Genomic DNA, 25,875 nt, shown 5'->3' with positions numbered 1-25,875 from the left:
AGGTTTCCTGAAACACGGCCCCCGGTACTGGCGGGTCACGCGACGCCAAAGACGCCGCATCTATCATCGGAGTTGAGAATGACCGACGCACACACCCAGATCGACGAAACCGTCAAGTCCAACGACGTGGTCCTGTTCATGAAGGGCACCAAGTCCATGCCGCAGTGCGGATTTTCGTCCCGCGTGGCCGGTGTGCTGAACTACATGGGCGTCGACTTCGCTGACGTGAACGTGCTGGCCGACGATGCGATCCGCCAGGGCATCAAGGACTACTCCGACTGGCCGACCATCCCGCAGCTTTACGTGAAGGGCGAATTCGTCGGCGGCTGCGACATCATCACCGAAATGACCCTGTCGGGCGAGCTGGACACCCTGTTCGAGACCAACGGCGTCACCTACGACAAGGACGCGGCGGAAAAGATCCGGGCGGCCAACGCCTGATCATCCGATCGGTTCAGGATGCGAAAGGCCGGGGTTACCCGGCCTTTTTCGTGTGCGCTGGCTGATAGCCGCCCGTCGGCCCGCCGATGGCCCTCAGCCCTTGGCTTTCGCCTCGACCTCGTCCGCCAGCGCCTCGGCCCGGGTGGCGAGCGCGCTCAGCCTGTCCGACAGGCCTGCGGGGATCATCGGCACTTCGACCTTCTCGGGCTCCGACGCCATCGTCTCGGCCCGCTTCAGCGCGGTCTTCAGGCGCTCGATCTCCATCCGGTAGCCCTCGGCCTCGTCCTCTAGGATCTTCAGGCGGTCTTCGACCCCGGCGGTGCGGTCGGCCAGCATCAGGCCCGACATCAACAGCATCCGCGCTTCGGGGATGCGGCCGGTCTGGGACACAAGGGTCTGGGCCTCGACGTTCAGCATCTCGGCGGCGGCCTGAAGATAGTGCTCTTCGCCTTCCTGGCAGGCCACTTCGAAGGCGCGTCCGCCGATCAGGATCTCCAGTTCGGGCATCAGGCCTCCTCCGTCTCGCTGTCGCCGACAAGCGGCGTGAGGGCGTCGAGGATCGCGCGCACCTCGGTCTGGCTGGCGGCATGGGCGGCGCGAAGGGCTTCGACCTCGGCCGAGAGCGCGCTGTTGATCAGTTGCGAGTCGCCGACCTGCGCCTCGTTGGCGGCGCGCAGGGCCTCGTTGACCTCGCGCAGCTGGTCGTTGGACTGGCGCAGGCGGGCCATGTCACGTTCCATGTCGGCCAGCTGGGTCTGCAGACGATCGCGGGCCGCGAGGGCCTCTGCCACGTCTTTTTCCGTGTTATCCGGGGCTTGCGGTGCAGGTGCTGCGGCAGAGATGCCCGCCACACCCTGACCGATCCGATCCAGGGCCGCCCCGATCCGTCGCTGAAGCTCGTCGATTTCACTCATTCCGGATGCCGCCCCTTCAATCGTCCCATACCGTCCGTTCCGGACCTTGTTCCACCCACCCCGCGAATCAATCCGCGCAGCCGATATTGCCCAAGTCTATCCAAAACATGAAGGATTGCCCAAATCTACCTGTAACCACGGGATAAAATGGCATCCGGGGGCCGCGAGGTCCAGCCGCCATCCCAATGCGCAGCTTGCAACTGGCGGCGCGGCTGCTATTCAGCCCGCACTGCTGCCACGTCATATCAGGAGCTGCCGCCCGTGGATATCGCCGCCCTTCGTTCCGCCCATCCCGATCACTGGTCCAAGGCCACCGCCATCCGCGCCCTGACGCTGGATGCCGTCGCCGCCGCGAATTCCGGACATTCCGGCATGCCCATGGGGATGGCCGATGTGGCGACCGTGCTTTACGAAAAGCACCTGAAATTCGACGCCTCCGCGCCTGCGTGGCCCGACCGCGACCGGTTCATCCTGTCGGCAGGCCACGGCTCCATGCTGCTGTATTCGCTGCTGCACCTGACGGGCTATGAGGACTTCCCGCTGGAGGAGGTCAAGAACTTCCGCCAGCTGGGCGCGAAGACCGCGGGCCATCCCGAGAACTTCCTGGCCCAGGGGATCGAGACGACGACAGGCCCGCTTGGTCAGGGCATCTCGAACGCCGTGGGTTTCGCCATGGCCGAGGAAATGCTGCGCGCGCGCTTCGGCAAGAAGCTGGTGGATCACCACACCTATGTCATCGCCGGCGACGGCTGCCTGATGGAGGGCGTCAGCCAGGAGGCGATTTCGCTGGCCGGACGTCATGAACTCAGCAAGCTCATCGTCTTCTGGGACAACAACAACATCACCATCGACGGCACGGTCGACCTGGCCGACCGCACCGATCAGGTCGCGCGCTTCCAGGCGTCCGGCTGGGACGTGCAGGAGATCGACGGCCATGACCCGGTCGCGATCGACGCCGCCATCACCCAGGCCAAGAAGGGCAAGCGGCCGCAGATGATCGCCTGCAAGACACATATCGCGCTTGGCCACGCGGCGCAGGATACCTCGAAGGGCCACGGCGCGCTGACCGACAAGGACCAGATGGCCGCCGCCAAGGCCGCCTATGGCTGGACCACCGGCCCGTTCGAAGTGCCCGCCGACGTGAAATCCGCCTGGGAAGACATCGGCCGCCGTGCCACCGAGGAACGGTTCGCCTGGGAAGGCCGCCTGAACGAGGTCTCGGACCGCAAGAAGGCCGAATTCGAACGCACCATGTCGGGCGAGGCCCCGAAGAAGCTCGGCTCGGTCATCCGCGCGCTGAAGAAACAGGCCTCGGAAGCGCAGCACAAGGTCGCCACCCGCAAGGCATCCGAAATGGTGCTAGAGGTCGTGAACCCGGTGCTGCCGGAAACCGTCGGCGGATCGGCCGACCTGACCGGATCGAACAACACCAAGACCGGTGACCTGGGCATCTTCGATGTCGACAACCGCGAAGGTCGTTTCGTGCATTGGGGCATCCGCGAACACGGCATGTCGGCGGCGATGAACGGCATGGCCCTGCATGGCGGCATCCGCCCCTATTCGGGCACCTTCATGTGCTTCACCGACTACGCCCGTCCGGCGATGCGCCTGTCGGCCCTGATGAAGCAGCCGGTGGTCTACGTGATGACGCATGACTCCATCGGTCTGGGCGAAGACGGCCCGACCCACCAGCCGGTCGAACACCTGGCGATTTCGCGCGCCACGCCCAACACGCTGGTCTTCCGCCCCGCCGACGTGGTGGAGACCGCCGAGGCCTGGGAAATCGCGCTGACGCAGTCGGGCACGCCCTCGGTCCTGTCGCTGACGCGCCAGAACGTCCCGACCGTGCGCGTCGATCACAAGCAGAAGAACCTGACCGAACAGGGCGCCTATGTCCTGGCCGAGGCGACAGGCAAGCGCCGCGTGATCCTGATCGCCACCGGCTCCGAGGTCGCCATCGCGATGGAAGCCAAGAAGCTGCTCGAAGCCGAGGAGATCGGCACCCGCGTCGTGTCCATGCCCTGCATGGAGCTGTTTGCCGCGCAGGACGAAGCCTACCGCAAGCGCGTGCTGCCCGCAGGCCCCGTCCGGGTCGGGGTCGAGGCCGCGACGCGCATGGGCTGGGACCGCTGGCTGCTGGGCGAGCGGGGCCGCGAGGCCAAGGCCGATTTCGTCGGCATGTCCTCCTTCGGCGCCTCGGCCCCGGCGGAAACGCTTTACGAACACTTCGGCATCACGGCGCAGAATGTCGCCGACAAGGCCAAGGCGCTGCTCTGACGCGCCACCGGGCGGGGCCGCACTGGCCCCGCCCCTTTGAGTCCGGGCCCTGCCCCTTCACCTTCCCCGAAATACTCCGGGGGAGACGCCGCAGGCGGCGGGGGCAGCGCCCCCTGCGACCGCAGCCACCGGGTTTGCGCTAACCGATTCCCCCGACAGACCGGCCAATCGTCCCGCATCGCGCGACACTGTCGCCTGTTAGCGGAAAACCGTTCCCCGGGTTAGCGCCACCACGACAAAGTTAACGCTAACACATTGGCGAAACTGTGATTTAGCCCTTAAGGAATGCCCAACTTCCGGGTATGCACCGGCCTAAATCACACAGGAGCTGCACTCATGACCGTCACCGTCGGGATCAATGGTTTTGGCCGGATCGGCCGCTGCACCCTCGCCCATATCGCCGAAAGCGCGCGCAATGACGTCCAGGTCGTCAAGGTGAACGCCACCGGCCCGCTGGAGACCTCGGCCCACCTGCTGCGCTATGACAGCGTGCACGGCCGCTTCCGCAACGAGGTGAAGGTTGCAGGCAACACCATGGACATCGGCCGTGGCCCGATGGAGATGTTCTCGACCTATGATCCGTCCGAACTGGACTGGTCGGGCTGTGACGTCGTGCTGGAATGCACCGGCAACTTCAACGATGGCGAAAAGGCCAAGGTGCATCTGGAGCGCGGCGCAAAGAAGGTCCTGATCTCGGCCCCGGCGAAGAACGTGCAGAAAACCATCGTCTACGGCGTGAACCACCGCGACCTGGTGGCCGAGGACACGATGATTTCCAACGGGTCGTGCACCACCAATTGCCTGGCCCCGCTGGCCAAGGTGCTGAACGATGCGATCGGCATTGACTCGGGCATCATGACCACGATCCATTCCTACACCGGCGACCAGCCGACGCTGGACCGTCGCCATGGCGATCTGTACCGCGCCCGCGCCGCCGCGATGTCGATGATCCCGACCTCGACCGGCGCCGCCAAGGCCCTGGGTGAAGTGCTGCCCGAGATGAAGGGCAAGCTGGACGGGTCCGCGATCCGCGTGCCGACGCCGAACGTCTCGGCCGTGGACCTGACCTTCGTGGCGGAAAAGGACGTGACCGAGGCGGACGTGAACGAGGTCGTGCGCGACGCCGTCGCAGGTCACATGGGCGCGGTCATGGCCTATGACCCCGAGCCCAAGGTGTCGGTCGATTTCTGCCACACCGAACAGTCGTCGATCTTCGCGCCCGACCAGACCAAGGTGATCGGCAAGCGCCTGGTCCGCGTGCTGGCCTGGTACGACAACGAATGGGGCTTTTCGGCGCGGATGGCCGATGTCGCCGCCGCAATGGGCCGCCTGGTCTAACGACCACCCCCCATCCTGAATTCGCGAAAACGGGCCTTCGGGCCCGTTTTTCCGTTGTGGGACACCGGGTTGCGAAATTGACTGGCGGGGCTCTGGAAACCGCCTGTTTTCTTGATATGTTAGCGATAACAGATTCCACCCGGGATCGACTTCAGGGGGAGGCGCATCATGACCATCAGACTGGGCATCAACGGATTTGGCCGGATCGGCCGCAACGTGCTGCGCGCCATCGCCGAAAGCGGCCGCAGCGACGTGGAGGTCGTGGCGATCAACGATCTCTACCCCGTCGCGACCAACGCGCATCTGCTGCGCCATGACAGCGTGCACGGCCGTTTCGGCCACGAGGTGACCGAGGGCGAGGACTGGATCGACATCGGCCGGGGGCGCATCCGCGTGACGGCCGAACGCGATCCCGCCGCCCTGCCCTGGTCGGACGTGGACGTGGCGCTGGAATGCACCGGGCTTTTCACCGCGCGCGAGAAGGCCGCGCAGCATCTGTCGAACGGATCGGCGCGGGTCCTGATCTCGGCCCCCGGGGCGGGCGCGGATGCGACCATCGTGATGGGGGTCAATGACGGCACGCTGCGGGGCGAGCATCACGTTGTGTCGAATGCCTCCTGCACCACCAACTGCCTGGCCCCGGTGGCCAAGGTGCTGAATGACCTCGTGGGGATCGACCGGGGGTTCATGACCACCGTGCATTCCTACACCGGCGACCAGCCGACGCTGGATACCGGGCACAAGGATCTGTACCGCGCGCGGGCGGCGGCGATGTCGATGATCCCGACCTCGACCGGGGCGGCCCGGGCCGTGGGGCTAGTGCTGCCCGAACTGGCGGGCAAGCTGGACGGCGTGGCGATCCGGGTGCCCACGCCCAATGTCTCCTGCGTGGATCTGACCTTCGACGCGGGCCGCGACACCACGGCCGAGGAAATCAACGCAGCCTTCGAAGCCGCGGCGAGGGGCGCGCTGAAGGGCATCCTGGACGTGACCACGGCGCCGCTGGTGTCGATCGACCTGAACCATGCCCCGGCTTCGGCCACGGTCGCGCTGGACCAGACGCGGGTGATGGACGGCCGGATGGTGCGGGTGCTGGCCTGGTACGACAACGAATGGGGCTTTTCGAACCGCATGGCGGACACGGCAGCGGCCGTCGGCCGGTTGATCTGAGCCCTGCCGATCGGCAGGATTTTTCCACGGGTCGGCACATTTTTGCGAAATCGAAATGTTAGTCCGGGACACTGCGCCCCGGAGATCTATTCTGTCGGATAGGCCCTGCCCACTTGATCCGCGCCCCCCGCTCGGGCATAGGCTCAGGACGGCGCAGCGAGGAAACGGGCATGACCAACAGGATCGCCATCGTGCTGGCGGTGATCATCATCGGGCTCGTGATTTTCGACTGGCAGGGGTTCGAATGGTCAAACAGCCTGTTTCTGGCCCGAAAGTTCGCCGAATTGTTGGAATGGGTGGCCTTTTGGCGCTAGTGTACCTGGACCTTACTGACCGCAAACATGATTGAATTTCTTCCCAATATCATTGCGCTGCTTGTCGCGCTCTATGCCCTGATGATCCTTGGCTACGTCGGCTATTCCTGGCGGCAGAAACGCCGTTCGGAAAAGCTGGTGCCGCCGCGCGGGGCGTTCACGACCATTTCGACCGGGCGGCTGCATTACCTGGACTGCGGGACGGGGCCGGCGATCCTGATGATCCACGGCCTGGGCGGTAACCTGGGCCATTTCGACTGCGGGCTGATCGACGATCTGGCGCGGGATTTCCGCGTGGTGGCGATCGACCGGCCCGGATCGGGCTATTCCGAACGCCCGTCGGATGCACCGGCCAACGTGCGCGCGCAGGCGCGGCAGGTGGCCGAGGTGATCGAGAAGCTGGAAATCGACAACCCGCTGGTGGTCGGTCATTCGCTTGGCGGGGCCATCGGGCTGGCGCTGGCGCTGGAAAAGCCCGAACTGGTGCGCGGCCTTGCGCTGCTGGCGCCGCTGTCGCTGCCGCCCAAGGACACCGCGCCGGTGCTGGACGACTATCGCATCGGGTCGGATCTTTATCGCAGGATCCTGGCCTGGACGACGGCGGTACCGCACATGGTCCGCCACCCCGAACCCGTGCGCGAGGAAATCTTCGGCCCGGACGACATTCCGCCCGAGTTCGCCGTTCAGGGCGGTGGCCTGCTGGCCCTGCGCCCCGGCGCGTTCTACAACGCCAGCCGCGATTTCCAGGCGTCCGAGGAAGACCTGGCGGGCATGACGCGCGATTATTCGCGGCTGGCCGTGCCGGTGCGGGTGCTGTTCGGCAAGGACGACCGCCTGCTCAACCCCGAACACCACGGAGAGCTGCTGGTCCGACGCTATCCGCAGATCGGGCTCAAGCTGATCGAGGGGGGGCACATGCTGCCGCTGACCCGCACAGAGGACAGCGGCGCCTTCATCCGCAACGCCTATGAGGCGATGAAGGACCGCAAGTTCATTTCCCGAGCTTCGCCCGAAGTTTATCGTTGACCGCAGGGGTCACGAACTTGGCCACGTCGCCGTCGAGGCGGCAGATTTCCTTGACCAGCTTCGACGCGATCGCCTGGTGCTTGGCATCGGCCATCAGGAACACCGTCTCGACCGAACTGTCGAGCGACCGGTTCATCCCGACCATCTGATATTCGTATTCGAAATCCGCCACCGCGCGCAGGCCGCGCACGATCACATTGGCACCGACATCGCGGGCGCAGTGGATCAGCAGGTTCTCGAAGGGATGGGCGATGATCTCGGTCCCGGTCTGGTCCGAGAGCTTTGCGCATTCCTCTTCGATCATGGCCACGCGTTCTTCCAGATCGAAGAGCGGGCCCTTGTCGCGGTTGATCGCCACGCCGATGACGAGCCGATCCACCAGGGTGGCCGCGCGACGGATCACATCGACATGGCCAAGGGTGATGGGATCAAAGGTGCCGGGGTAAAGACCAATGCGCATGGCGTCCTCTCGTCATCGCGGTTTCTGCGCACGCAACATTATTGCGCCGGGGAATGCAAGGCCCCGGCTTTATTTCTTACCGGATGGTCAATGACCGGCGATCATCCCTTCAAGCGCGTCGCGTTCCATCGACAGCTGGCTGAGCCGTGCCTTGACCACGTCGCCGATGGTGACGATGCCGACCAGCTTGCCGTCCTCGACCACGGGCATGTGGCGGAAGCGGCCGTCGGTCATGCGGCGCAGGACCTCGTCGGCGGTGTCGGCGCGTTCACAGCAGACCGGGTTACGCGTCATCAGGGTTTCGGCCGTGTCCGACAGGATCCCCGCGCCGCGATGCGACAGGGCGCGCACGATGTCGCGTTCCGACAGGATGCCATCCGCCGTATCGCCGGGCTTGGACACGATCACGCCGCCGATGCGCTTTTCGGCGAGGATCTTCGTGACCTCGGTGATGGTCGTCTCGGGTGAGACCGTGATCACCGTGCCGCCGCCCTTGGACTTGAGGATCTGCTGTACGATCATTGCCATTCCTCCGTTGGCTATGTGTACAGTTCAGGGTCCGCTGCCTGCGACATTTTGTCAAGTTCGCCTTCAAGATGCGTGACTTCCCGCCGGATTCCATCGGTCAGAAGGGCGGCGACCCGGTTCATCCTGTCCAGCCGCGCGTCGTCCTGGTGGCGCACAAGGTGGAAGCTGCGGGTCAGGGAAAAGCTGTCGCGCAGGATCCGCACGATCTCGGGCGCCGAGGGCAGCGCGAAGTCATGCACGATGCCGACCCCTGCCCCCATGCGCAGCCAGTTGAACTGCACCAGCACCGAATTCGACGCATAGGCCAGCCGCCCCGCCCCCAGATCGCCAAGGTAGTCGAGTTCCTTGTCGAAGATCATGTCGGGGATATAGCCGACCATCGGGTGATCCTTCAGATCGCGCAGGTCCCGGATGGGGGAATGGCTTGCCAGGTAATCCCGGGTCGCGGCCAGGTGCAGGTGATAGTCGGCGATCTTCTGAACCAGCAGCCGCCCGGCCGTGGGGGCCGAGACGGTGACGGCCATGTCGGCCTCGCGGCGGGACAGGTTGAACAGCCGTGGCAGGGCGACGATCTGGATCTCGAGATCGGGGTTGTCGGCATGGATGCGGGCACAGACCTGCGGCAGAAGGAAGTTCGCCACACCATCGGGCGCGCCGATGCGGATCTGACCCGAAAGGCCCCCGGCGGCCTGACCGGCGATCTCCTCTCCGGCCGCCATGACCGCCTGTTCGGCGCGCTGCGCGTGATCCAGAAGCCGCTGGCCCGCGTCGGTCAGCGCGTATCCCTGCGGGGACTTGGCGAAAAGGACCGTGCCGATCTGCTCTTCCAGCCGGGCGATGCGCCGACTGACGGTGGCCGGGTCGATGCGCAACCGGCGCCCGGCCGCCGAGAGGCTTTCATCCCGCGCGACACCGAGGAAAATTCGCAGATCATCCCAGTTCATATCGCGCCCACCTTTGCATTTCCGCAAAACCTCTTTGCCCTATTTCCCCTTTCCCGGGCATTCGCGCAACCCTATCCTTCGCGCGAAAGATGGAGGACCCCATGCAGGAACTGACCCATTACATCGACGGCGCCCACGTCAAGGGCACCTCGGGCCGCTTTGCGGATGTCATGTACCCCGCCACTGGCGAAGTGCAGGCCAAGGTGCCGCTGGCATCCAAGGACGAGTTGGACCGCGCGGTCGAAATCGCCGCCGCCGCGCAGCCCGCCTGGGCCGCCGTGAACCCGCAGCGCCGGGCGCGCGTGCTGATGGCCTTCGTGGGCCTTCTGAACCGCGACATGGACAAGCTGGCCGAGGCGCTGAGCCGCGAGCACGGCAAGACCTTCCCGGATGCCAAGGGCGACGTGCAGCGTGGCCTCGAGGTCGTGGAATACTGCATCGGCGCACCGCAGATGCTGAAGGGCGAATACACCGATGCCGCCGGCCCGGGTATCGACATCTATTCGATGCGTCAGGCGCTTGGCGTCACCGCAGGCATCACGCCCTTCAACTTCCCCGCCATGATCCCGATGTGGATGTTCGCGCCCGCGATTGCCTGCGGCAACGCGTTCATCCTCAAGCCGTCGGAGCGTGATCCCTCGGTTCCGCTGATGCTGGCGGAGCTGCTGGAAGAGGCCGGGCTGCCCAAGGGCATCATCCAGGTCGTCAACGGCGACAAGGAGTCGGTGGACGCGATCCTGGATAACGAGGTCATCCAGTCCGTGGGCTTCGTCGGGTCGACCCCGATCGCGGAATACATCTATTCGCGCGGCTGTGCGGCGGGCAAGCGCGTGCAGTGCTTTGGCGGCGCCAAGAACCACATGATCATCATGCCCGACGCGGATATGGATCAGGCGGCGGACGCGCTGGTTGGTGCGGGCTATGGCGCGGCGGGCGAACGCTGCATGGCAATCTCGGTCGCGGTGCCCGTGGGCGATGAAACCGCCGACCGGCTGATCGAAAAGCTGATCCCGCGGGTCGAAAAGCTGAAGGTCGGGCCCTATACCGCCGGCGACGACGTGGATTATGGCCCCGTGGTGACCAAGGCGGCGAAGGAGAACATCCTGCGGCTGGTGGAAACCGGTGTCGATCAGGGCGCGAAGCTGGTGGTCGACGGGCGCAACTTCAGCCTGCAGGGCTATGAAGACGGGTTCTTTGTCGGGGCGCATCTCTTCGATCACGTGACCACCGACATGGACATCTACAAGACCGAGATCTTCGGCCCCGTCCTGTCGACCGTCCGCGCCAAGACCTATGAAGAGGCGCTGTCCTACGCGATGGACCACGAATACGGCAACGGCACCGCGATCTTCACCCGCGACGGAGACACGGCGCGCGATTTCGCCAGCCGGATCAACATCGGCATGGTGGGCATCAACGTGCCAATCCCGGTGCCGCTGGCCTATCACACCTTTGGTGGCTGGAAGAAGTCGGCCTTCGGCGACCTGAACCAGCACGGACCGGACGCGTTCAAGTTCTACACCCGCACCAAGACCGTGACGGCGCGCTGGCCCTCGGGCCTGAAAGAGGGCGGCGAGTTCCACTTCAAGCCGATGGATTAACCTCTGATCGCGAAACGGTGTGTCAAAAAGTGGGGTAATTGAACCACTTGGTCAATTATGCACATTCTGGAACGGGGCCCAATTCGGCCCCGTTTCGTTATGCATTGGGGGCCGACTTTATATGGCAGTCAGTTACGAGATCATTCCCGAAATCGGGATCGTCTACGTGCGGTATTGGGGCGTGGCCGAATTTCACGACACGATCGAAACCTTTGCGCGGTTCGCGCAGGATCCGCAGTTTTCGCCGCACCTCAAGCACCTGGTCGATCTGGCCGGGGTCGTCGAATACGACCGCAACTACCCCGAGCTGATGAAGCTGCAGGCCGGCAAGGTCGACACGCTGTCCATGGGGGCCAGTCCGAGCTATCTGATCTACTATGCGCCGACGCGGATCAGCCAGTCGATGGCGCGCATGATCCTGAAATCCTGGGACGGGCTTAGCAGCATCGTCGGGCGGATGGCCACCGACGAGGGTGAGGCGCTGGAGATGCTGGGCGTGCCGCAGCGCAGTTTTGCGGACCTGCCGATGAACCGGGTGTGATCGCCGGTGGCATGAAAAAGGCGGGGTTGATGCCCCGCCTTTGTCTTTGATTGCGCCCTGTCAGGCCGCCTTGCGCTTGCGCCGCAGGGCGCCCAGACCACCAAGCGCGCCGATCAGCAGCACACCGGCAGCTGGCAGCGGCACGGCAGGCGTGCCGGTGCCGTTGTCGGGCGGGGTCAGGATCTTTTCGTAGGTCAGGGACGAAATGTAGAACGCGTCCTTGAGACCTGCGGTGACCGTGAAAAGCTTGGACTCCACCCCACCGAAATCGAAGGGGTTCGCTTCGGCGAAGTCGAAGGTCAGGGTCGGACCGGCGGTGAAGATCGTCATCACATAGTCGTCGCCCTTGAAGCTGTTCAGCGGCGCCGGATCGAAGGCCGAGAAGCTGAGGCTGACGAGTTTGACTTTCTCGGTAAAGCTGAAGGCCAGCGTTTCCAGGTTATCAAGTTCGCGGGTGCTGTCGAACCAATGGGTCAGGCCGATGCCGAGGCTGTTCTTGGTAACACCAGTGAAAAACCCGACGGACGACACGGTCAGAAGACCGTCGGCGTAGGTGTAAGAGGGCGCAGAGCCGGATCCGCCGGTGAAATCAACCGTCGCAGCCTGAGCACCCGGGACAAAAGAAGCAACGGCAAGGGCTGCCGCCGCGCAGAGGGTCTTGAACGTCATGAGTATCTCCAGAAAGCCATGGGACGGACTCACCCCGAAATGCGGGCCCCGGCCATGGTTGACTGCATCATACGCCTGTCCCAATCGGGCCACCAGAGGCATTTGAGGCCGTCACGCGACGGCACGTCGGCATTCGTCCAAACCCGCGCATTGCAATTGATCCAAATGCCGGAAAACATTCCGCGCCCGGTCAGGATCGGGTGCGGCGCAGGGCGGCCAGGAGGCGGCGGATGGGCAGGTTTTGCGGGCCGATGACAGGTCCCACCCTGCCCCCGAGTTGCCGCTGTGATTCGCTGCGTCATCCCTTGAAAACTTGGCCCTGACGGGATCGATTTCTTGAAGCGGCGTGCCACGTGGCAGGGATCCGGCTGCAAAACACAACCCAGGGGCGAATGACGACCTTTTAATCCCACCTTAACCACGCTTTGACAATGAACCCTTTCAAAGGGTTAGCTGACCGGGGTAAAACATTGGTGCATTTCATAGGTTTTAAGAGAACCGCCAACACATTCCAATTCCATTGACCTTCAAAATATGGCAGAAAGGTGTCCGTATACGTGCTTCGCAAGCCGTAGAGCCGGAGGTGCCGATATTGGAGAGCCCCGTGGCCAGACCTTTTCAAGGAGGATTTGCGATGAAGTTTTTCAGTAAGAAGTTCCTAGCGGTCGCATCGATTGCGACAGCTGCCCTCGTATCGACACCGGCGTTGGCTGTCACCACCGAGTACGTGATCAACTTTGACGAGCTGCCGAATGCGTCTATCGCAGCGTCTTACACGTCACCGAACGGTTTGTTCCAGATCCTAGGCTCTGACAACACTTTCAACGTGTCTTCCGATAGCAAGTGCGGTCCTGCTCAAGCCGGAAATGGCTACTGCATGATGGAGACGACCAATGGTGCCTCCAACACTCTGTCGCACCGGTCAACTGTCACAGGTCCGTTTGGAGCCGCGTTCGATTTCCTTGGATTTTACTTCTCGTTGACCGGTGCCAACAATTTTGTGACGATCACCAACAACTTGAACCAATCTCTCACTTTTGCAGACAAAACTTCTGCAAATAACTCTTACCTGATCGATGCCGAAACCGGGGCAGCCCCTGTTGGTGACGTCAAACACAACAACGGGTACTTCGTCGACCTCACGGGCCTGTCCAAATGGGAAGGTGTGACCAGCATCGCCTTTAGTTATCCGAAAAACAAGCAGGCGTTGATCGACTGTATTCGGGTCGACTACTCAGGCAATACTTCCACAGCGTCCACGGCTTGCTTGTCTGTGAACGACGATGGCGGTACTGGTTTCGACGTTCCCCTTCCCGCCTCCCTGCCACTGCTTCTGGCAGGTGTCGCAGGATTTGGTGTGATCCGCCGGAAGAAACACAAAATCAGCTGAATTCCGCTCAAATCGGAAACATATACTTTAGGGCATCCCACTGGGGTGCCCTAATCGCGCCTTCTTCTGCTAATACTCGTGAAAAACGGGGCGAAAGCAGTACAAGGCGGATAGATGAAGACTAACGATCGGGTTGCGACGGCCTTCGGTTCGCGCAAGCACTTGGCGTCCGACGACCGGACCGCACTTTTCAACATTCAGGCAAAGCAGGACAAGTTCGCGCCGATCGATCGCGATAACTTCGGCTTTGCAGGGCATTCCAACGCGACGGCCGCGGATCATTCCCGTGCGGATGTCGCGTTCGATCTGACCAAGCCGATGCCCGCACATGCCTGGGTGAAGCCCGGCGCCGGCGGCGACTGGGGCAAGCCCGACTGGGCCGCGGAGGCCCCCGATGACGCCACCCGCCCGGACGACGGCACGGACGACGGCGTTGACGACGCCCCGTCGGAGGTTCCGATCGATACCCCGGACAGCAGCGTCCCAGTTGACGATGACGGCGGTGCCAAGCCGATCAGGCTTGGTGGCGGCGGCAAGTCGGACGGTGGCAGCGGCGGCGGCAAGGGTGGCGGCAAGGGCAAGCCCGACAAGGGCAGCACCGACGATGGCACCACGACGACGCCTGACGACGGATCTTCCGGTGGTGACACCCCGACCGACCCTGCGCCGACGCCGACCGATCCCGGGACATCGACGCCGATTGCGGCGGACTATGTCAGCGGGCTCGACACGCCCGATGGCTTCAACATCTCGATCACCTTCGACGGGGCCTGGACGTCGCAGATGATGCAATATGTCATCGAGGCGGCCGAACGGCTGAGCGACGTCATCCTTGGCGATCTTGCCGATGTCGCGACAAGCAGCGGCCTTATCGACGATTTCCACCTGACAGCCTACCTGACCACCGTCGACGGCGCGGGCGGCTATGTCGGCAAGGGCGGCTATACCTCGGTCCGGACCGACAGCTACATCCCCTCGATGGGCCACATCCGGATCGACGAGGCCGACGTCAGCAAGATGCTGAACTACAACGTCTTCGATGACCTTGTCCTGCACGAGATGATCCACGCGCTCGGCTTCGGCACCGCCTGGGATGCCATGGGGCTGGTCGACACGATCGACGGCAGCCTGCGGTTCACCGGCGATTATGCCACCGCGATCTACAACGACCGGTTCGCGGATATCGCGGCGGCGGATTCCCTGTCCTTCCACGGCGTGCCGGTGGAAATGGAGGGTGGCAGCGCGACCGCCGGGAAGCACTGGGACGAAGGCGTCCTGTCCGGCGAACTGATGTCCAGCACGCTGAACCTGTCGAACGATTTCAGCGCCCTGACGATCGCCGCCCTGCAGGACATGGGCTACCAGACCATTCTGGAAGACCAGCTACTGATCGCCTGATCCAAGCGTCAGGCCGGTGCGCCCCGTGCACCGGCCTGACCTGCCGGACCTCGCAGGAATGGCAGAGCACGACGGCATTCGCCGCACACATCCCGACATTTTTGCAAAACGGCCTCGCAGGGATTCCCCTGTCCGTCCCCCTGTCGCACCGCTAGACTGCAGCCGTCGCGATGAGGGAGGACGACCGTGGACTTTGCACTGACCGAGGAACAGCAGGCGATCTTCGACATGGCCCATGCCTTCGGGCAGGAGCGGATCGCGCCCAATGCCCAGGCCTGGGAACGGGAGGGGACGATCCCGAAAGAGCTTTGGCCCGAGATCGGGGCGCTTGGCTTCGGCGGGCTCTATGTCAGCGAAGACAGCGGCGGGTCCGGGTTGGGACGGCTGGATGCGACCCTGGTGTTCGAGGCGCTGTCGATGGCCTGCCCGTCGGTCGCGGCCTTTTTGTCGATCCACAACATGTGCGCGCGGATGATCGACAGCTTCGCCTCGCAAGAGCTGAAGGACCGGGTGCTGCCCAAGGCCATGACCATGGAGACGGTGCTGTCCTACTGCCTGACCGAGCCCGGATCGGGGTCGGATGCTGCCGCCCTGAAGACGCGGGCGGACCGGACGAACGAAGGATACCGGCTGAACGGCACGAAGGCCTTCATCTCGGGCGGGGGATATTCCGACGCCTATGTCGTCATGGCGCGCACCGGGGACGCAGGCCCCAAGGGCGTGTCCACGATCTATGTCGAAGACGGCACGGCGGGGCTGTCCTTTGGCGGGCTTGAAGACAAGATGGGCTGGCGGTCGCAGCCGACCCGTCAGGTGCAGTTCGACAATTGCGACGTTTCGTCCGATAATCTGGTGGGTGAAGAAGGCCAGGGTTTCACATATGCGATGAAAGGCCTGGATGGCGGACGGTTGAACATCTCGGCCTGTTCGCTTGGGGCCGCGCAGACCGCGCTGAACATGACGCTGGCCTACATGGCCGAACGCCAGGCCTTCGGGAAGCCGATCAACCAGTTCCAGGCGCTGCAGTTCCGACTGGCGGACATGGAGATCGAACTTCAGGCCGCCCGCACCTTCCTGCGCCAGGCGGCGTGGAAGCTGGACCAGGGCGCGCCCGATGCGACCAAGTTCTGCGCCATGGCCAAGGCCTTTGTGACCGAGACCGGATCGAAGGTCGTGAACGGCTGTTTGCAGATGCACGGCGGCTATGGCTACCTGGCGGATTACGGCATCGAGAAACTGGTGCGTGACCTGCGGGTGCACGAGATCCTGGAAGGCACGAACGAGATCATGCGCGTCATCGTCTCGCGCGGGATGATCGCGGCATGAGCGACCAGATCCGCATCCGCCGCGACGGGGTTGCGGGCCGGATCACCCTGACCCGCCCCAAGGCCCTGAACGCGCTAAGCTATGACATGGCCATGGCGATCGACGCAGCGCTGATCGATTGGGCGGCTGACGACGCGGTGCAGCTGGTCATCCTGGATGCCGAGGGCGAAAAGGCCTTTTGTGCGGGTGGCGACATCCAGCAGCTTTATGACACCGGGCGCGCCGGGGATTACGACTATGGCCGCAACTTCTGGCGCGACGAATACCGGCTGAACGCACGTCTGGCCGGGTACGCCAAGCCGATCGTCAGCTTCATGCAGGGTTTTGTCATGGGCGGCGGTGTCGGCATCGGGTGCCATGTCAAACATCGCATCGTCGGCGAAAGCACCCGGATCGCCATGCCGGAATGCGGCATCGGGCTGGTGCCGGACGTGGGCGGATCGCTGCTTCTGGCGCAGGCTCCGGGTCGGATGGGGGCCTACCTTGGGCTGACGGCGGCGCGGATGACGGGCGGCGATGCGATTGCCATGGGCTTTGCCGATCTTTTCGTGCCCGAGGCCCTGTGGCCCGGGTTGATCGCGGAGCTGTCCCGGGATGGCGACCTTGGCCCGCTGGTGGCGAAGGCGCAGGTGGTCGAAGCTCCGCTCAAGGCGCATCAGGTCGAGGTCGACGGGCTGTTCGCGGGTACGCTCTCCGAGATCGAGGCCCGGCTGGCCGCCGCCGATGGCGCATTCGCGGAAGGCGCTCTCAAGTCGATCCGGCGCAATTCTCCGCTGGCGATGGCGGTGACGCTGGACATGCTGGCGCAGCTGGCCGACATAACGGACATACGTGACGCGCTGAAGCTGGAATACCGCTTTACCTCGCGCGCCATGGAACAGGCGGATTTCCTGGAAGGGATCCGCGCCCAGATCATCGACAAGGATCGCAATCCGCAGTGGAAACATAAGCTTGCGGATGTTCCGGACGGGGACGTCGCGCAGATGATCGCACCGCTCGGCGAGGCGGAACTGACATTCGGGGAGGATGCAACATGAACATCGGATTTATCGGGCTTGGCAACATGGGCGGGCCGATGGCGACGAACCTGGCGAAGGCCGGGCATGTCGTCACCGGCTTTGACACGGCGGATGTAAGCGTTGAGGGGGTCGAAACCGTCGGCTCGGCCGCCGAGGCCGCCGCGGATCAGGACATCGTCATCACCATGCTGCCGAACGGCCAGATCCTGCGCGCCGTGGCAGATCAGATCATCCCGTCGATGCGGGCGGGCGCGGTCTTTCTGGATTGTTCGACCGTCGATGTCGAAAGCGCGAGGCACGTGGCCGAGGCCGCCGATCAGGCCGATCTTCTGGCGCTGGACGCCCCGGTGTCGGGCGGCATCGGCGGCGCGCAGGGCGGCACGCTGACCTTCATGGTCGGGGGCAGCGATGCGGCGTTCCTCAAGGCGAAACCGCTGTTCGAGATCATGGGCCAGAAGGCTGTGCACTGCGGCCCCTCGGGCAATGGCCAGGCGGCCAAGATCTGCAACAACATGATCCTCGGCGCGACCATGATCGCCACCTGCGAGGCCTTTGCGCTGGCCGACAAGCTTGGGCTGGACCGACAGTCGATGTTCGATGTCGTCTCGACCTCATCGGGGTATTCCTGGTCGATGAATGCCTATTGCCCGGCCCCCGGCGTCGGGCCGCAGTCGCCTGCCGACAATGGCTACAAGCCCGGCTTTGCCGCCGATCTGATGCTGAAGGACCTGCGCCTGTCGCAGCAGGCAGCCGAGGCGGCCGATGCCGACACCCCCATGGGCCAGCGCGCGATGGAGCTTTATGCGCGCTTCGTCGAGGAGGAAGACGGGGCCGGGCGCGATTTCTCGGCCATGCTGCCGCGGTTCGAAGGGCGCGGGCGCGGCTGATCACCGGGGCGGCGGTTCGGCATCGGCGGGAACCCCCACGGTCTTTCGGGACTTGTCCCTGAAATACCGAAGGAGTCCTTGATGAAACATGTCCTGATCACCGCCCTCGCCGGTACGCTTGCCCTGTCCGGGGCCGCGCTGGCCAAGACCGATCACCAGCCGCGCGGCCATGCCAAGGCCGCACCGGGACACAGCGCCGCCTGCCCGCCGGGTCTGGCCAAGAAGTCCCCGGCCTGCGTGCCCCCGGGCCAGGCCAAGAAGATGCGGCCCGAGGTCGGAACGGTCATCAGCGGACCCGACTACATCGTCATCCGCGACCCGTCGCGCTATGGCCTGGACCCGATCGGCACCTATTATCGCCACGACGGTTACGTCTATCGTGTCGATCGCGAGACCCAGGAAGTCCTGGCGCTGATCGGTGCCGTCTCGGCGATCCTCAACTGATTGTTTCCGCCGTGTTTGCCGGAAACCCTTTGGCCCCATGGTCCGCGCGTGTCACAGTCGATGCGCGCGGACCCGGGGGCATCGCATGATATACCGCACTGCACTTCTGGCTGGTCTGGCCCTGCTGACCGGCGGGCTTGAGGCCCCTGCCCGCGCCGATTGCGCGACATCAGGGCTGCGCGTGCGGTGCCTGCACGTCGGGCCGAACACCTCGGTCACCGAGAGCACCGCGCCCCGTCCCGGCATCAGCGCCCGGTTCGTCACCGTGGCGCGCCCCGACACGGGGCAGCGAAACGAAGCCGGACACCGCGTTGCCGCAAAGCAGATCGCACCCCGCACCGATGTGCTTGGCCCCGGCGATACCCTGCCCGGCGACGTTCTGATCCTGATGAATCCGCTGCGCTATGGCCTGCCCCGCCCCGAGGCAGGCTGGACTTATTTCAAGATGGGCCGCGACATCTACCGCGCCGAGATCCGCACCCGGCGCGTGCTGAACTACGTCAATCCCCACATCAACCGGCGCTGATCACTCGGCCGCGACACGCCCCGGGTTCAGCATCGGGATCAGGTAGCGGCCCGTGTGGCTACGCTCGACCTTGGCGACGTCTTCGGGCGTGCCGGTGGCCACGATCTCACCGCCGCCATCGCCGCCCTCGGGGCCGATGTCAATGATCCAGTCGGCCGTCTTGATGACGTCGAGGTTGTGTTCGATCACGATGACCGAATTCCCCTGATCGACCAGTTCATGCAACACTTCCAACAGCTTGCGCACGTCTTCGAAATGCAGGCCGGTGGTCGGTTCGTCCAGGATATAGAGCGTGCGGCCGGTGGAGCGTTTCGCCAGTTCCTTGGACAGCTTGACCCGCTGCGCCTCACCACCCGAAAGGGTCGTCGCCTGCTGGCCGACCTTGATGTAGCCGAGGCCCACGCGGACCAGCGCATCCATCTTTTCCCGGATCGACGGCACGGCCTGAAAAAACTCCTGCGCGTCCTCAACCGTCATGTCCAGCACGTCGGCGATCGACTTGCCCTTGAACTTGATCTCTAGCGTCTCACGGTTGTAGCGGGCGCCGTTACAGGTTTCGCAGGTGACGTAGACATCCGGCAGGAAGTGCATTTCGATCTTGATGACACCGTCGCCCTGGCAGGCCTCGCACCGGCCGCCCTTGACGTTGAAGCTGAAGCGCCCGGGCTTGTAGCCGCGCGCCTTGGCCTCGGGCAGACCGGCGAACCAGTCGCGGATCGGGGTGAAGGCGCCGGTGTAGGTCGCCGGGTTCGACCGGGGCGTCCGGCCAATCGGGCGCTGGTCGATGTCGATCACTTTATCCAAGTGTTCCAGACCCTTGATCGTCTCGCAGGGCGCGGGCGTCTGCCGCGCGCCGTTGAGCCGCATCGAGGCCGTCTTGAACAGCGTCTCGATCGTCAGGGTCGACTTGCCACCGCCCGACACACCGGTGACGCAGACGAACTTGCCAAGCGGAAAATCGGCGGTGACATCCCGAAGATTGTTGCCGGTCGCCTTGACCACGCTGATCTTCTTCTTGTTGCCCTTGCGGCGCGTCGCGGGCACGGCGATTTCGCGCGTGCCGGCCAGGTACTGCCCCGTCAGGCTGGCAGGATCCTTGGTGATTGCCTCGGGCGTGCCATGCGCCACGACCGACCCGCCATGGACCCCGGCCCCGGGGCCGATGTCGAAGACGTAATCCGCCTCGCGGATCGCTTCTTCGTCATGTTCGACGACGATCACCGTATTGCCCTGATCGCGCAGGTTTTTCAGCGTGGTCAGCAGACGGCCGTTGTCGCGCTGATGCAACCCGATCGAGGGTTCGTCCAGCACGTAGAGCACGCCGGTCAGGCCCGAGCCGATCTGACTGGCCAGCCGGATCCGCTGGCTTTCGCCCCCCGACAGCGTGCCGGAATTGCGGCTCAGCGTCAGGTATTCCAGCCCGACGTTGTTGAGGAAGCCAAGCCGCTCGCGGATCTCTTTCAGGATCGCGCGGGCGATTTCATTCTTCTGGTTGGTCAGGTGCTCGGGCACCGTCTGGCACCAGTCAAAGGCCTCGCGGATCGACATTTCGACCACCTGCCCGATATGCAGCAGATGCGCCTTGTCCTTGGCCGGGCCGATCTTCACCGCCAGCGCCTCTTCCTTCAGACGATAGCCGTCGCAGGCGTGGCAATGGCGGTTGTTCTGGTATTGCTCGAACTCTTCGCGGATCCAGTTGCTGTCGGTTTCGCGGTAGCGGCGTTCCATGTTGGGAATGACGCCCTCGAAGGTCCGTTCGACCTGGTAGACACGGCCACCTTCGTCATAACGGAAGGGGATTTCCTCGTCCCCCGACCCATAAAGGAACACCTGCTGCACATGCGCGGGCAGATCCTTCCAGCGGGCCTTCTTGTCGAAATCATAATGCTTGGCGATGGCCTCGATGGTCTGAAGGAAATACGGGGATTTCCCCTTGCGCCACGGCGCCAGTGCCCCATCCGCGATCTTCAGCGTGGCATCGGGCACGACAAGGCGTTCGTCAAAGAACAGCTCGACCCCAAGGCCGCCGCATTCCGGGCAGGCGCCGAAAGGAGCGTTGAAGGAAAACAGGCGCGGTTCGATCTCGGATATCGTGAAGCCACTGACCGGACAGGCGAATTTCTCGGAAAAGGTAAAGCGTTCGACCTCGCCCTCGTCTTCGCGCGGGGCGGTTTCCAGGATGGCGATGCCGTCGGCCAGGTCCAGCGCGGTGCGGAAACTGTCGGCCAGCCGGGTCTCCATCCCCTCGCGCACGACAATGCGGTCGACGACCACGTCGATGTCATGGCGGAACTTCTTGTCCAGCGTGGGCGGTTCATCCAGGTCATAGAACTGGCCGTCGACCTTCACCCGCTGGAAGCCCTGCTTGCGAAGCTCCTGAAATTCCTTCTTATATTCGCCCTTCCGGTCGCGGATGATCGGGGCCAGAAGATAGCCGCGCGTGCCTTCCTCCATCCCCATGACCCGGTCGACCATGTCCTGCACCTGCTGCGCCTCGATCGGCTCGCCGGTGGCGGGGCTGTAGGGCGTGCCGACGCGGGCGAAGAGCAGGCGGAGGTAGTCGTAGATCTCGGTCACCGTGCCGACGGTCGAGCGCGGGTTCTTGGAGGTCGTCTTCTGTTCGATCGAAATCGCGGGGCTGAGGCCCGAGATATGGTCGACGTCCGGCTTTTCCATCATGTCGAGGAACTGCCGCGCATAGGCCGACAGCGATTCCACATAGCGGCGCTGTCCTTCGGCATAGATCGTATCGAAGGCGAGCGACGACTTGCCCGACCCGGAAAGGCCAGTGATCACAACCAGTTCGTTGCGCGGAATATCGACGTCGATGTTCTTGAGGTTATGTTCGCGCGCGCCGCGCACCTCGATGTTCTTCAGCTCGGCCATGTCACCCCCGGGGATCAATGGCTCAGAGATAGTTTACACGTGGCTCAGTTCCAAGCGAAAAAGAAGAACAATTCGTGAACGAACAGGAAGAACGCCGTAGCGTCCTTCATCTTGCCCAAAATACTCCGGGGGAGACTTGAGCCCCTTGGGGCTCAAGCGGGGGCAGCGCCCCCTCACCACCATTCAGATATGGATCGCGCGACCATAGGCGGCCAGCACGGATTCGTGCAGCATCTCGGACAACGTCGGATGCGGGAAGACCGTGTTCATCAGGTCCTCTTCCGTGGTCTCCAATGCGCGGCCGACGACGTAGCCCTGGATCAGTTCGGTCACCTCGGCCCCGACCATGTGGGCGCCCAGCAGTTCGCCGGTCTTTTCGTCGAAGATCGTCTTGATCATGCCGTCCGGTTCGCCCAAGGCCACGGCCTTGCCGTTGCCGATGAAGGGGAACTTGCCAACCTTGACCTTGTAGCCCTGTTCCTTCGCCTTTGCCTCGGTCAGGCCGACGCTGGCGACCTGGGGATGGCAATAGGTGCAGCCGGCGATCGACGCGGGATCAACCGCATGGGGGTGCCCGCCTGCGGCCAGTTCGGCGACCATGACGCCTTCGTGGCTGGCCTTGTGGGCAAGCCAGGGGGCGCCGGCCAGATCGCCGATGGCATAGACGCCCTCGACCCCGGTGCGGCAGTATTCGTCGGTCACGACATGCGTGCGGTCGACCTTGATACCGGCCTCTTCCAATCCCAGATTCTCAACATTTCCGACGATACCCACGGCGGAAATCACCGTGTCGAATTCCAGTTTCTCAACTTTTCCGCCGGTTTCGATATGGGCGGTCACCTTGCCTTTGGCGCGGTCCAGCTGCTTGACCATGGATTTCTCCATGATGGTCATGCCCTGCTTCTCGAACTGCTTTTTCGCGAATGCGCTGATCTCGGCATCCTCGACGGGCAGGACGCGGTCCATCACCTCGACCACGGTCGTGTCGGCGCCGAGCGTGTTGTAGAAGCTGGCGAATTCGATGCCGATGGCGCCCGATCCGATGACCAGCAGCTTCTTGGGCATGCGTTTCGGCGCGAGAGCGTGCTTGTAGGTCCAGACCAGGTCGCCGTCGGCCTCGAGCCCTGGCAATTCGCGGGCGCGGGCGCCGGTGGCCAGGACGATGTGTTTGGCGCTGATCTCTTCGGTGCCCTTGTCGGTCTTGACGGTCAGCTTGCCCTTCCCGGCCAGCTTTGCCTCGCCCATCACGACGTCGACCTTGTTCTTTTTCAGCAGGTGCTTGACCCCGCCCTCCATTTGCTTGGCCACCCCGCGCGACCGTTTGACGACGGCGTCCAGATCATAGCCGATCTTGTCGGCGCTCAGGCCGTAGTCCTTGGCGCGGTGCATCAGGTGAAAGACTTCGGACGACCGCAAAAGCGCCTTGGTCGGGATGCAGCCCCAGTTCAGGCAGATACCGCCCAGGTGTTCGCGTTCGACCACGCAAGTCTTCAGGCCCAGCTGGGCGGCGCGGATGGCGGCGACATAGCCTCCGGGACCGGCTCCGACGACAAGGAAATCATAGGTTGCGGCCATGGGTCAGCTCCTCCATCCGGCAAGATAGTTTGACGTTAAACTATTTCTCGAAGTCTCTCAACACAAGAAGACGGCCCCGCAGCAGATGCCACGAGGCCGTCCCTAAATCACGACATATCAGGACGTCGATCGGATCACTCCGCCAACTGAAGCTCCCGCACGGTCTTGCCGTAGCCGCCATCCTCAAGATAGCTGGATTCGCCGCTGGTGCCCCGGCGGCTCAGCGCCTCGTTGCGGTAGGGGAAGCGGCCGAACTGGCGGATGACCTCACGGTGTGCCTTGGCATGCAGCAGGTTCGACGCGCCCGCGATCGGCATCCGTTCCTTCATCAGGCGCACGCAGCGGTCCTGATCGCAGAGGTTTTCCGAATGCATCAGCGGCAGATAGAAGAACTGCCGCGCCGGTTCGTCGATCTTCATGTCCCAGTTGCGGTCGATCGCCATCTTGGCGGCGGCGCGGGAAATGTCGTCGGTGGCGAAGGCCTTGCCCTCACCACGGAACATGTTGCGGGGGAACTGGTCGGTCAGGATGATATAGGCCAGCGTGCCCGTGGGATAGGTCAGCCACAGCGAGTAGGAGCCTTCGCTGGCCGCCGTCCAGGCCGATCCGAACCGCGTGCGGATCGTGTCGTCCAGATCGTCGCTGGCGTTGTACCAGCCATCTGACCCGATTTCATCGAGCCAGAAGGTCAGAATTTCGTCGGGGCTCACCATCTTGTCCTCCCGGTTTCGCGCCGTTTGTTATCCACAGCTTCGCAAAACTGTAACATATTGCAATTCCGAAATTCCTTACCTTCGGCGCTATCATGCCGCAGATACCGCTATCAGGCGGATGGAGTGCCCTGTTCGCTGTCGTCTTCGGCGTTTTCCGCCGTCTCGACGGCCCATTCCTGCGCGGCTTCCAGCGCAACGGGGGTCGCCGACATCATCACGGGCGCATAGGAGTTCGAGTCCGACACGCTTGGCGACGGGCGCTGCGTCATCCGGTAGAGCGCATAGACGGCCATCGCGAACAGCAGCGCGCCGATGAACAGCCAGAACCCCGGGGGGCCGAAGACGGTCATCAACCAACCGGTCAGCAGCGGGCCCGAGATCGCGCCGAGGCCGTTGATGAAGATCAGCCCGCCAGAGGCGGCGGCCATATCCTCAAGCTCCAGAAAGTCGTTGGCGTAGGAAATCAGCAGCGAATAGAGCGGGTTCGACATGCCACCCACGAGGAAGGCCGCGACCAGCAGGCCGATCTGGCCGCTGACGACCATGCCGATCACCGCGCCGATGCCGCCGACGAAGGACACGATCATGATCAGGCGGCGGCGGTCCATCCGGTCGGACAGCCAGCCAAGCGGGTACTGCGCGACCGTGGCGCCGATGTAGAAGGTGGCGATGAAGAGCGAGATCTGCTTGAGGCTCAGCCCCGCCTCTGCGCCATAGACCGCCGCCATGCCGAACTGCGCCGAAAACGCGCCGCCCAGGATGAAGACCCCGACGCAGGACAGGGGTGACACGCCGAACAGTCGCCGCAGGCTCATGGGGGCGGTGCGTTCGAAGGCCGGCGTGGGCGAGACCGCCAGAAGGATCGGCGCGAATGAGATCGAAACGAGCACCGAGGGGATGATGAACAGGATGAAGCCCGAGGGATCGCCGACCAGCAGCAGGCCCTGCGCGGCGACGATGCCGATCATCTGCACGATCATGTAAAGCGACAGGGCCTTGCCGCGATTTTCATTGCTGGCCGCGTTGTTCAGCCAGCTTTCCGCGGTCACGTAGACGCCCGAGAAACAGAAGCCGATCATCACCCGGCCAAGGGTCCAGGTGATCGGATGGGCGAAGGCCGGATAGAGGATCAGGATGGCCGAGATGAAGGAGCCGAGGGCGGCGAAGACCCGGACGTGACCGACCCGGCGGATCATCTCGGGTGCGGCGCGCGAACCGCCCAGGAAACCGAGGAAGTAGGCCGACATGACGATCGACATCTCGAAGGTCGAAAACCCTTCGATCTGGCCACGCACACCAAGCAACGTGCCCTGAAGGCCGTTGCCGACCATGAGCAGCGAAAGGCCCAGCAGAAGGGACCAGGAAGATGAGAGGACCTGTAGCACGGCGGCGGCTCCTGAATGTTCGTCCCCCGCCTGCACGATTCGGAGGAGTATGGCCACCCTTACGGGGCGAACATGACAGCATCCTGTCCTGTCCGACCGGCAG

At 63.8% G+C, this 25,875-nt stretch carries 25 protein-coding genes; 15 read left to right on the top strand and 10 right to left on the bottom strand.

What is annotated here, in order from left to right; genetic code table 11:
- Positions 1 to 78 precede the first annotated feature (78 nt).
- Positions 79 to 441 (top strand): Grx4 family monothiol glutaredoxin, encoded by a 363-nt coding sequence (grxD, locus tag E4S58_RS05120; protein ID WP_136635261.1) that lies wholly within the window; start codon positions 79 to 81, stop codon positions 439 to 441.
- Between the two features lie 93 nt (positions 442 to 534).
- Here grxD and E4S58_RS05115 read toward each other — a convergent pair whose 3' ends face one another.
- Both E4S58_RS05115 and E4S58_RS05110 read right to left on the bottom strand, forming a co-directional pair.
- A complete protein-coding gene (locus E4S58_RS05115; RefSeq protein ID WP_136635260.1) occupies positions 535 to 948 on the bottom strand; it encodes a cell division protein ZapA in 414 nt (137 codons plus the stop codon).
- Complete coding sequence (locus E4S58_RS05110) at positions 948 to 1,355, bottom strand: hypothetical protein (protein WP_136635259.1); 408 nt, start codon at positions 1,353 to 1,355, stop codon at positions 948 to 950. Before E4S58_RS05110 ends, E4S58_RS05115 begins: the two co-directional genes overlap by 1 nt.
- 261 nt (positions 1,356 to 1,616) lie before the next feature.
- On the opposite strand from E4S58_RS05110, the gene tkt reads away from it, so the two are divergent.
- The 5 genes from tkt (at position 1,617) to E4S58_RS05090 (ending at position 7,480) form a co-directional block, all read left to right on the top strand.
- Complete coding sequence (gene tkt / locus E4S58_RS05105) at positions 1,617 to 3,632, top strand: transketolase (RefSeq protein WP_136635258.1); 2,016 nt, start codon at positions 1,617 to 1,619, stop codon at positions 3,630 to 3,632.
- 336 nt (positions 3,633 to 3,968) lie between these two features.
- Positions 3,969 to 4,970, top strand: a complete 1,002-nt coding sequence (gene gap, locus E4S58_RS05100; RefSeq protein WP_136635257.1) for a type I glyceraldehyde-3-phosphate dehydrogenase — start codon at positions 3,969 to 3,971, stop codon at positions 4,968 to 4,970.
- Between the two features lie 168 nt (positions 4,971 to 5,138).
- A complete protein-coding gene (gap, locus tag E4S58_RS05095; protein WP_136635256.1) occupies positions 5,139 to 6,140 on the top strand; it encodes a type I glyceraldehyde-3-phosphate dehydrogenase in 1,002 nt (333 codons plus the stop codon).
- Between the two features lie 170 nt (positions 6,141 to 6,310).
- Positions 6,311 to 6,454, top strand: coding sequence for a hypothetical protein (locus tag E4S58_RS17845; protein ID WP_169052597.1), 144 nt, complete (start codon positions 6,311 to 6,313; stop codon positions 6,452 to 6,454).
- Positions 6,455 to 6,481: 27 nt separating this feature from the next.
- On the top strand, positions 6,482 to 7,480 hold the full coding sequence (locus tag E4S58_RS05090; protein ID WP_136635254.1) for an alpha/beta fold hydrolase: 999 nt from the start codon (positions 6,482 to 6,484) through the stop codon (positions 7,478 to 7,480).
- Here the strand turns inward: E4S58_RS05090 and coaD are convergent.
- The 3 genes from coaD to E4S58_RS05075 all read right to left on the bottom strand — a co-directional run bounded on the left by coaD (position 7,446) and on the right by E4S58_RS05075 (position 9,412).
- Positions 7,446 to 7,940, bottom strand: coding sequence for a pantetheine-phosphate adenylyltransferase (coaD, locus tag E4S58_RS05085; protein WP_136635252.1), 495 nt, complete (start codon positions 7,938 to 7,940; stop codon positions 7,446 to 7,448). The two genes, E4S58_RS05090 and coaD, sit on opposite strands and share 35 nt — an antisense overlap.
- An 87-nt stretch (positions 7,941 to 8,027) precedes the next feature.
- Positions 8,028 to 8,462: a CBS domain-containing protein gene (locus E4S58_RS05080; RefSeq protein WP_136635250.1), complete on the bottom strand. Its 435-nt coding sequence runs from the start codon at positions 8,460 to 8,462 to the stop codon at positions 8,028 to 8,030.
- Between the two features lie 17 nt (positions 8,463 to 8,479).
- On the bottom strand, positions 8,480 to 9,412 hold the full coding sequence (locus E4S58_RS05075) for a LysR family transcriptional regulator (RefSeq protein WP_136635248.1): 933 nt from the start codon (positions 9,410 to 9,412) through the stop codon (positions 8,480 to 8,482).
- A 101-nt stretch (positions 9,413 to 9,513) separates the two neighbouring features.
- Between E4S58_RS05075 and E4S58_RS05070 the strand changes: the two genes are divergently transcribed.
- Positions 9,514 to 11,013 carry a CoA-acylating methylmalonate-semialdehyde dehydrogenase gene (locus tag E4S58_RS05070; RefSeq protein WP_136635246.1) on the top strand — a complete coding sequence of 500 codons (1,500 nt, stop codon included), beginning with the start codon at positions 9,514 to 9,516 and terminating at the stop codon, positions 11,011 to 11,013.
- 121 nt (positions 11,014 to 11,134) lie between these two features.
- Complete coding sequence (locus E4S58_RS05065; protein ID WP_136635243.1) at positions 11,135 to 11,554, top strand: hypothetical protein; 420 nt, start codon at positions 11,135 to 11,137, stop codon at positions 11,552 to 11,554.
- A 60-nt stretch (positions 11,555 to 11,614) separates the two neighbouring features.
- Here E4S58_RS05065 and E4S58_RS18005 read toward each other — a convergent pair whose 3' ends face one another.
- A complete protein-coding gene (locus tag E4S58_RS18005; RefSeq protein WP_240789462.1) occupies positions 11,615 to 12,223 on the bottom strand; it encodes a VPLPA-CTERM sorting domain-containing protein in 609 nt (202 codons plus the stop codon).
- 634 nt (positions 12,224 to 12,857) lie between these two features.
- Between E4S58_RS18005 and E4S58_RS05055 the strand changes: the two genes are divergently transcribed.
- From E4S58_RS05055 to E4S58_RS05025, 7 genes are all read left to right on the top strand, one after another.
- Entirely contained in the window at positions 12,858 to 13,613 is a 756-nt protein-coding gene (locus E4S58_RS05055; protein WP_136635241.1) for a VPLPA-CTERM sorting domain-containing protein, read from the top strand.
- 114 nt (positions 13,614 to 13,727) lie between these two features.
- Positions 13,728 to 15,011 carry a leishmanolysin-related zinc metalloendopeptidase gene (locus tag E4S58_RS05050; protein ID WP_136635239.1) on the top strand — a complete coding sequence of 428 codons (1,284 nt, stop codon included), beginning with the start codon at positions 13,728 to 13,730 and terminating at the stop codon, positions 15,009 to 15,011.
- A 186-nt stretch (positions 15,012 to 15,197) separates the two neighbouring features.
- On the top strand, positions 15,198 to 16,337 hold the full coding sequence (locus E4S58_RS05045; RefSeq protein ID WP_136635237.1) for an acyl-CoA dehydrogenase family protein: 1,140 nt from the start codon (positions 15,198 to 15,200) through the stop codon (positions 16,335 to 16,337).
- The gene (locus tag E4S58_RS05040; RefSeq protein WP_136635235.1) at positions 16,334 to 17,374 is read left to right on the top strand and encodes an enoyl-CoA hydratase/isomerase family protein; all 1,041 of its coding nucleotides are present in this window, start codon (positions 16,334 to 16,336) and stop codon (positions 17,372 to 17,374) included. The genes E4S58_RS05045 and E4S58_RS05040 overlap by 4 nt, the downstream gene beginning before the upstream one ends.
- The gene (gene mmsB / locus E4S58_RS05035) at positions 17,371 to 18,243 is read left to right on the top strand and encodes a 3-hydroxyisobutyrate dehydrogenase (protein WP_136635233.1); all 873 of its coding nucleotides are present in this window, start codon (positions 17,371 to 17,373) and stop codon (positions 18,241 to 18,243) included. The genes E4S58_RS05040 and mmsB overlap by 4 nt, the downstream gene beginning before the upstream one ends.
- An 81-nt stretch (positions 18,244 to 18,324) precedes the next feature.
- Positions 18,325 to 18,687, top strand: a complete 363-nt coding sequence (locus E4S58_RS17840; protein ID WP_240789461.1) for an excinuclease ABC subunit A — start codon at positions 18,325 to 18,327, stop codon at positions 18,685 to 18,687.
- Positions 18,688 to 18,772: 85 nt separating this feature from the next.
- The gene (locus E4S58_RS05025; protein ID WP_136635231.1) at positions 18,773 to 19,213 is read left to right on the top strand and encodes a hypothetical protein; all 441 of its coding nucleotides are present in this window, start codon (positions 18,773 to 18,775) and stop codon (positions 19,211 to 19,213) included.
- Here E4S58_RS05025 and uvrA read toward each other — a convergent pair whose 3' ends face one another.
- The 4 genes from uvrA to E4S58_RS05005 all read right to left on the bottom strand — a co-directional run bounded on the left by uvrA (position 19,214) and on the right by E4S58_RS05005 (position 25,772).
- Positions 19,214 to 22,099, bottom strand: a complete 2,886-nt coding sequence (gene uvrA / locus E4S58_RS05020) for an excinuclease ABC subunit UvrA (RefSeq protein WP_136635230.1) — start codon at positions 22,097 to 22,099, stop codon at positions 19,214 to 19,216.
- A gap of 183 nt (positions 22,100 to 22,282) precedes the next feature.
- Entirely contained in the window at positions 22,283 to 23,674 is a 1,392-nt protein-coding gene (gene lpdA / locus E4S58_RS05015; protein ID WP_136635229.1) for a dihydrolipoyl dehydrogenase, read from the bottom strand.
- A 134-nt stretch (positions 23,675 to 23,808) separates the two neighbouring features.
- Positions 23,809 to 24,387 (bottom strand): DUF924 family protein, encoded by a 579-nt coding sequence (locus E4S58_RS05010; RefSeq protein ID WP_136635228.1) that lies wholly within the window; start codon positions 24,385 to 24,387, stop codon positions 23,809 to 23,811.
- Between the two features lie 110 nt (positions 24,388 to 24,497).
- Entirely contained in the window at positions 24,498 to 25,772 is a 1,275-nt protein-coding gene (locus E4S58_RS05005) for an MFS transporter (protein ID WP_136635227.1), read from the bottom strand.
- Positions 25,773 to 25,875 lie beyond the last annotated feature (103 nt).

Origin of the sequence: Pseudooceanicola onchidii, assembly GCF_004959925.1 — a bacterium.
Classification (GTDB): Bacteria; Pseudomonadota; Alphaproteobacteria; order Rhodobacterales; family Rhodobacteraceae; genus Pseudooceanicola; species Pseudooceanicola onchidii.
Note: the sequence above shows the minus strand (reverse complement) of the source record. Positions and strands in the feature narration are given on the sequence as shown.

Coding starts and splice junctions, on each gene's coding strand:
- E4S58_RS05065 (WP_136635243.1), top strand. CDS start 11,135: ATGGCAGTCAGTTACGAGATCATTCCCGAAATCGGGATCGTCTACGTG.
- grxD (WP_136635261.1), top strand. CDS start 79: ATGACCGACGCACACACCCAGATCGACGAAACCGTCAAGTCCAACGAC.
- E4S58_RS05080 (WP_136635250.1), bottom strand. CDS start 8,462: ATGATCGTACAGCAGATCCTCAAGTCCAAGGGCGGCGGCACGGTGATC.
- gap (WP_136635256.1), top strand. CDS start 5,139: ATGACCATCAGACTGGGCATCAACGGATTTGGCCGGATCGGCCGCAAC.
- E4S58_RS05075 (WP_136635248.1), bottom strand. CDS start 9,412: ATGAACTGGGATGATCTGCGAATTTTCCTCGGTGTCGCGCGGGATGAA.
- E4S58_RS17845 (WP_169052597.1), top strand. CDS start 6,311: ATGACCAACAGGATCGCCATCGTGCTGGCGGTGATCATCATCGGGCTC.
- lpdA (WP_136635229.1), bottom strand. CDS start 23,674: ATGGCCGCAACCTATGATTTCCTTGTCGTCGGAGCCGGTCCCGGAGGC.
- E4S58_RS18005 (WP_240789462.1), bottom strand. CDS start 12,223: ATGACGTTCAAGACCCTCTGCGCGGCGGCAGCCCTTGCCGTTGCTTCT.
- E4S58_RS05070 (WP_136635246.1), top strand. CDS start 9,514: ATGCAGGAACTGACCCATTACATCGACGGCGCCCACGTCAAGGGCACC.
- mmsB (WP_136635233.1), top strand. CDS start 17,371: ATGAACATCGGATTTATCGGGCTTGGCAACATGGGCGGGCCGATGGCG.
- E4S58_RS05090 (WP_136635254.1), top strand. CDS start 6,482: ATGATTGAATTTCTTCCCAATATCATTGCGCTGCTTGTCGCGCTCTAT.
- E4S58_RS05010 (WP_136635228.1), bottom strand. CDS start 24,387: ATGGTGAGCCCCGACGAAATTCTGACCTTCTGGCTCGATGAAATCGGG.
- E4S58_RS17840 (WP_240789461.1), top strand. CDS start 18,325: ATGAAACATGTCCTGATCACCGCCCTCGCCGGTACGCTTGCCCTGTCC.
- E4S58_RS05110 (WP_136635259.1), bottom strand. CDS start 1,355: ATGAGTGAAATCGACGAGCTTCAGCGACGGATCGGGGCGGCCCTGGAT.
- E4S58_RS05025 (WP_136635231.1), top strand. CDS start 18,773: ATGATATACCGCACTGCACTTCTGGCTGGTCTGGCCCTGCTGACCGGC.
- uvrA (WP_136635230.1), bottom strand. CDS start 22,099: ATGGCCGAGCTGAAGAACATCGAGGTGCGCGGCGCGCGCGAACATAAC.
- gap (WP_136635257.1), top strand. CDS start 3,969: ATGACCGTCACCGTCGGGATCAATGGTTTTGGCCGGATCGGCCGCTGC.
- E4S58_RS05055 (WP_136635241.1), top strand. CDS start 12,858: ATGAAGTTTTTCAGTAAGAAGTTCCTAGCGGTCGCATCGATTGCGACA.
- E4S58_RS05040 (WP_136635235.1), top strand. CDS start 16,334: ATGAGCGACCAGATCCGCATCCGCCGCGACGGGGTTGCGGGCCGGATC.
- E4S58_RS05050 (WP_136635239.1), top strand. CDS start 13,728: ATGAAGACTAACGATCGGGTTGCGACGGCCTTCGGTTCGCGCAAGCAC.
- coaD (WP_136635252.1), bottom strand. CDS start 7,940: ATGCGCATTGGTCTTTACCCCGGCACCTTTGATCCCATCACCCTTGGC.
- E4S58_RS05115 (WP_136635260.1), bottom strand. CDS start 948: ATGCCCGAACTGGAGATCCTGATCGGCGGACGCGCCTTCGAAGTGGCC.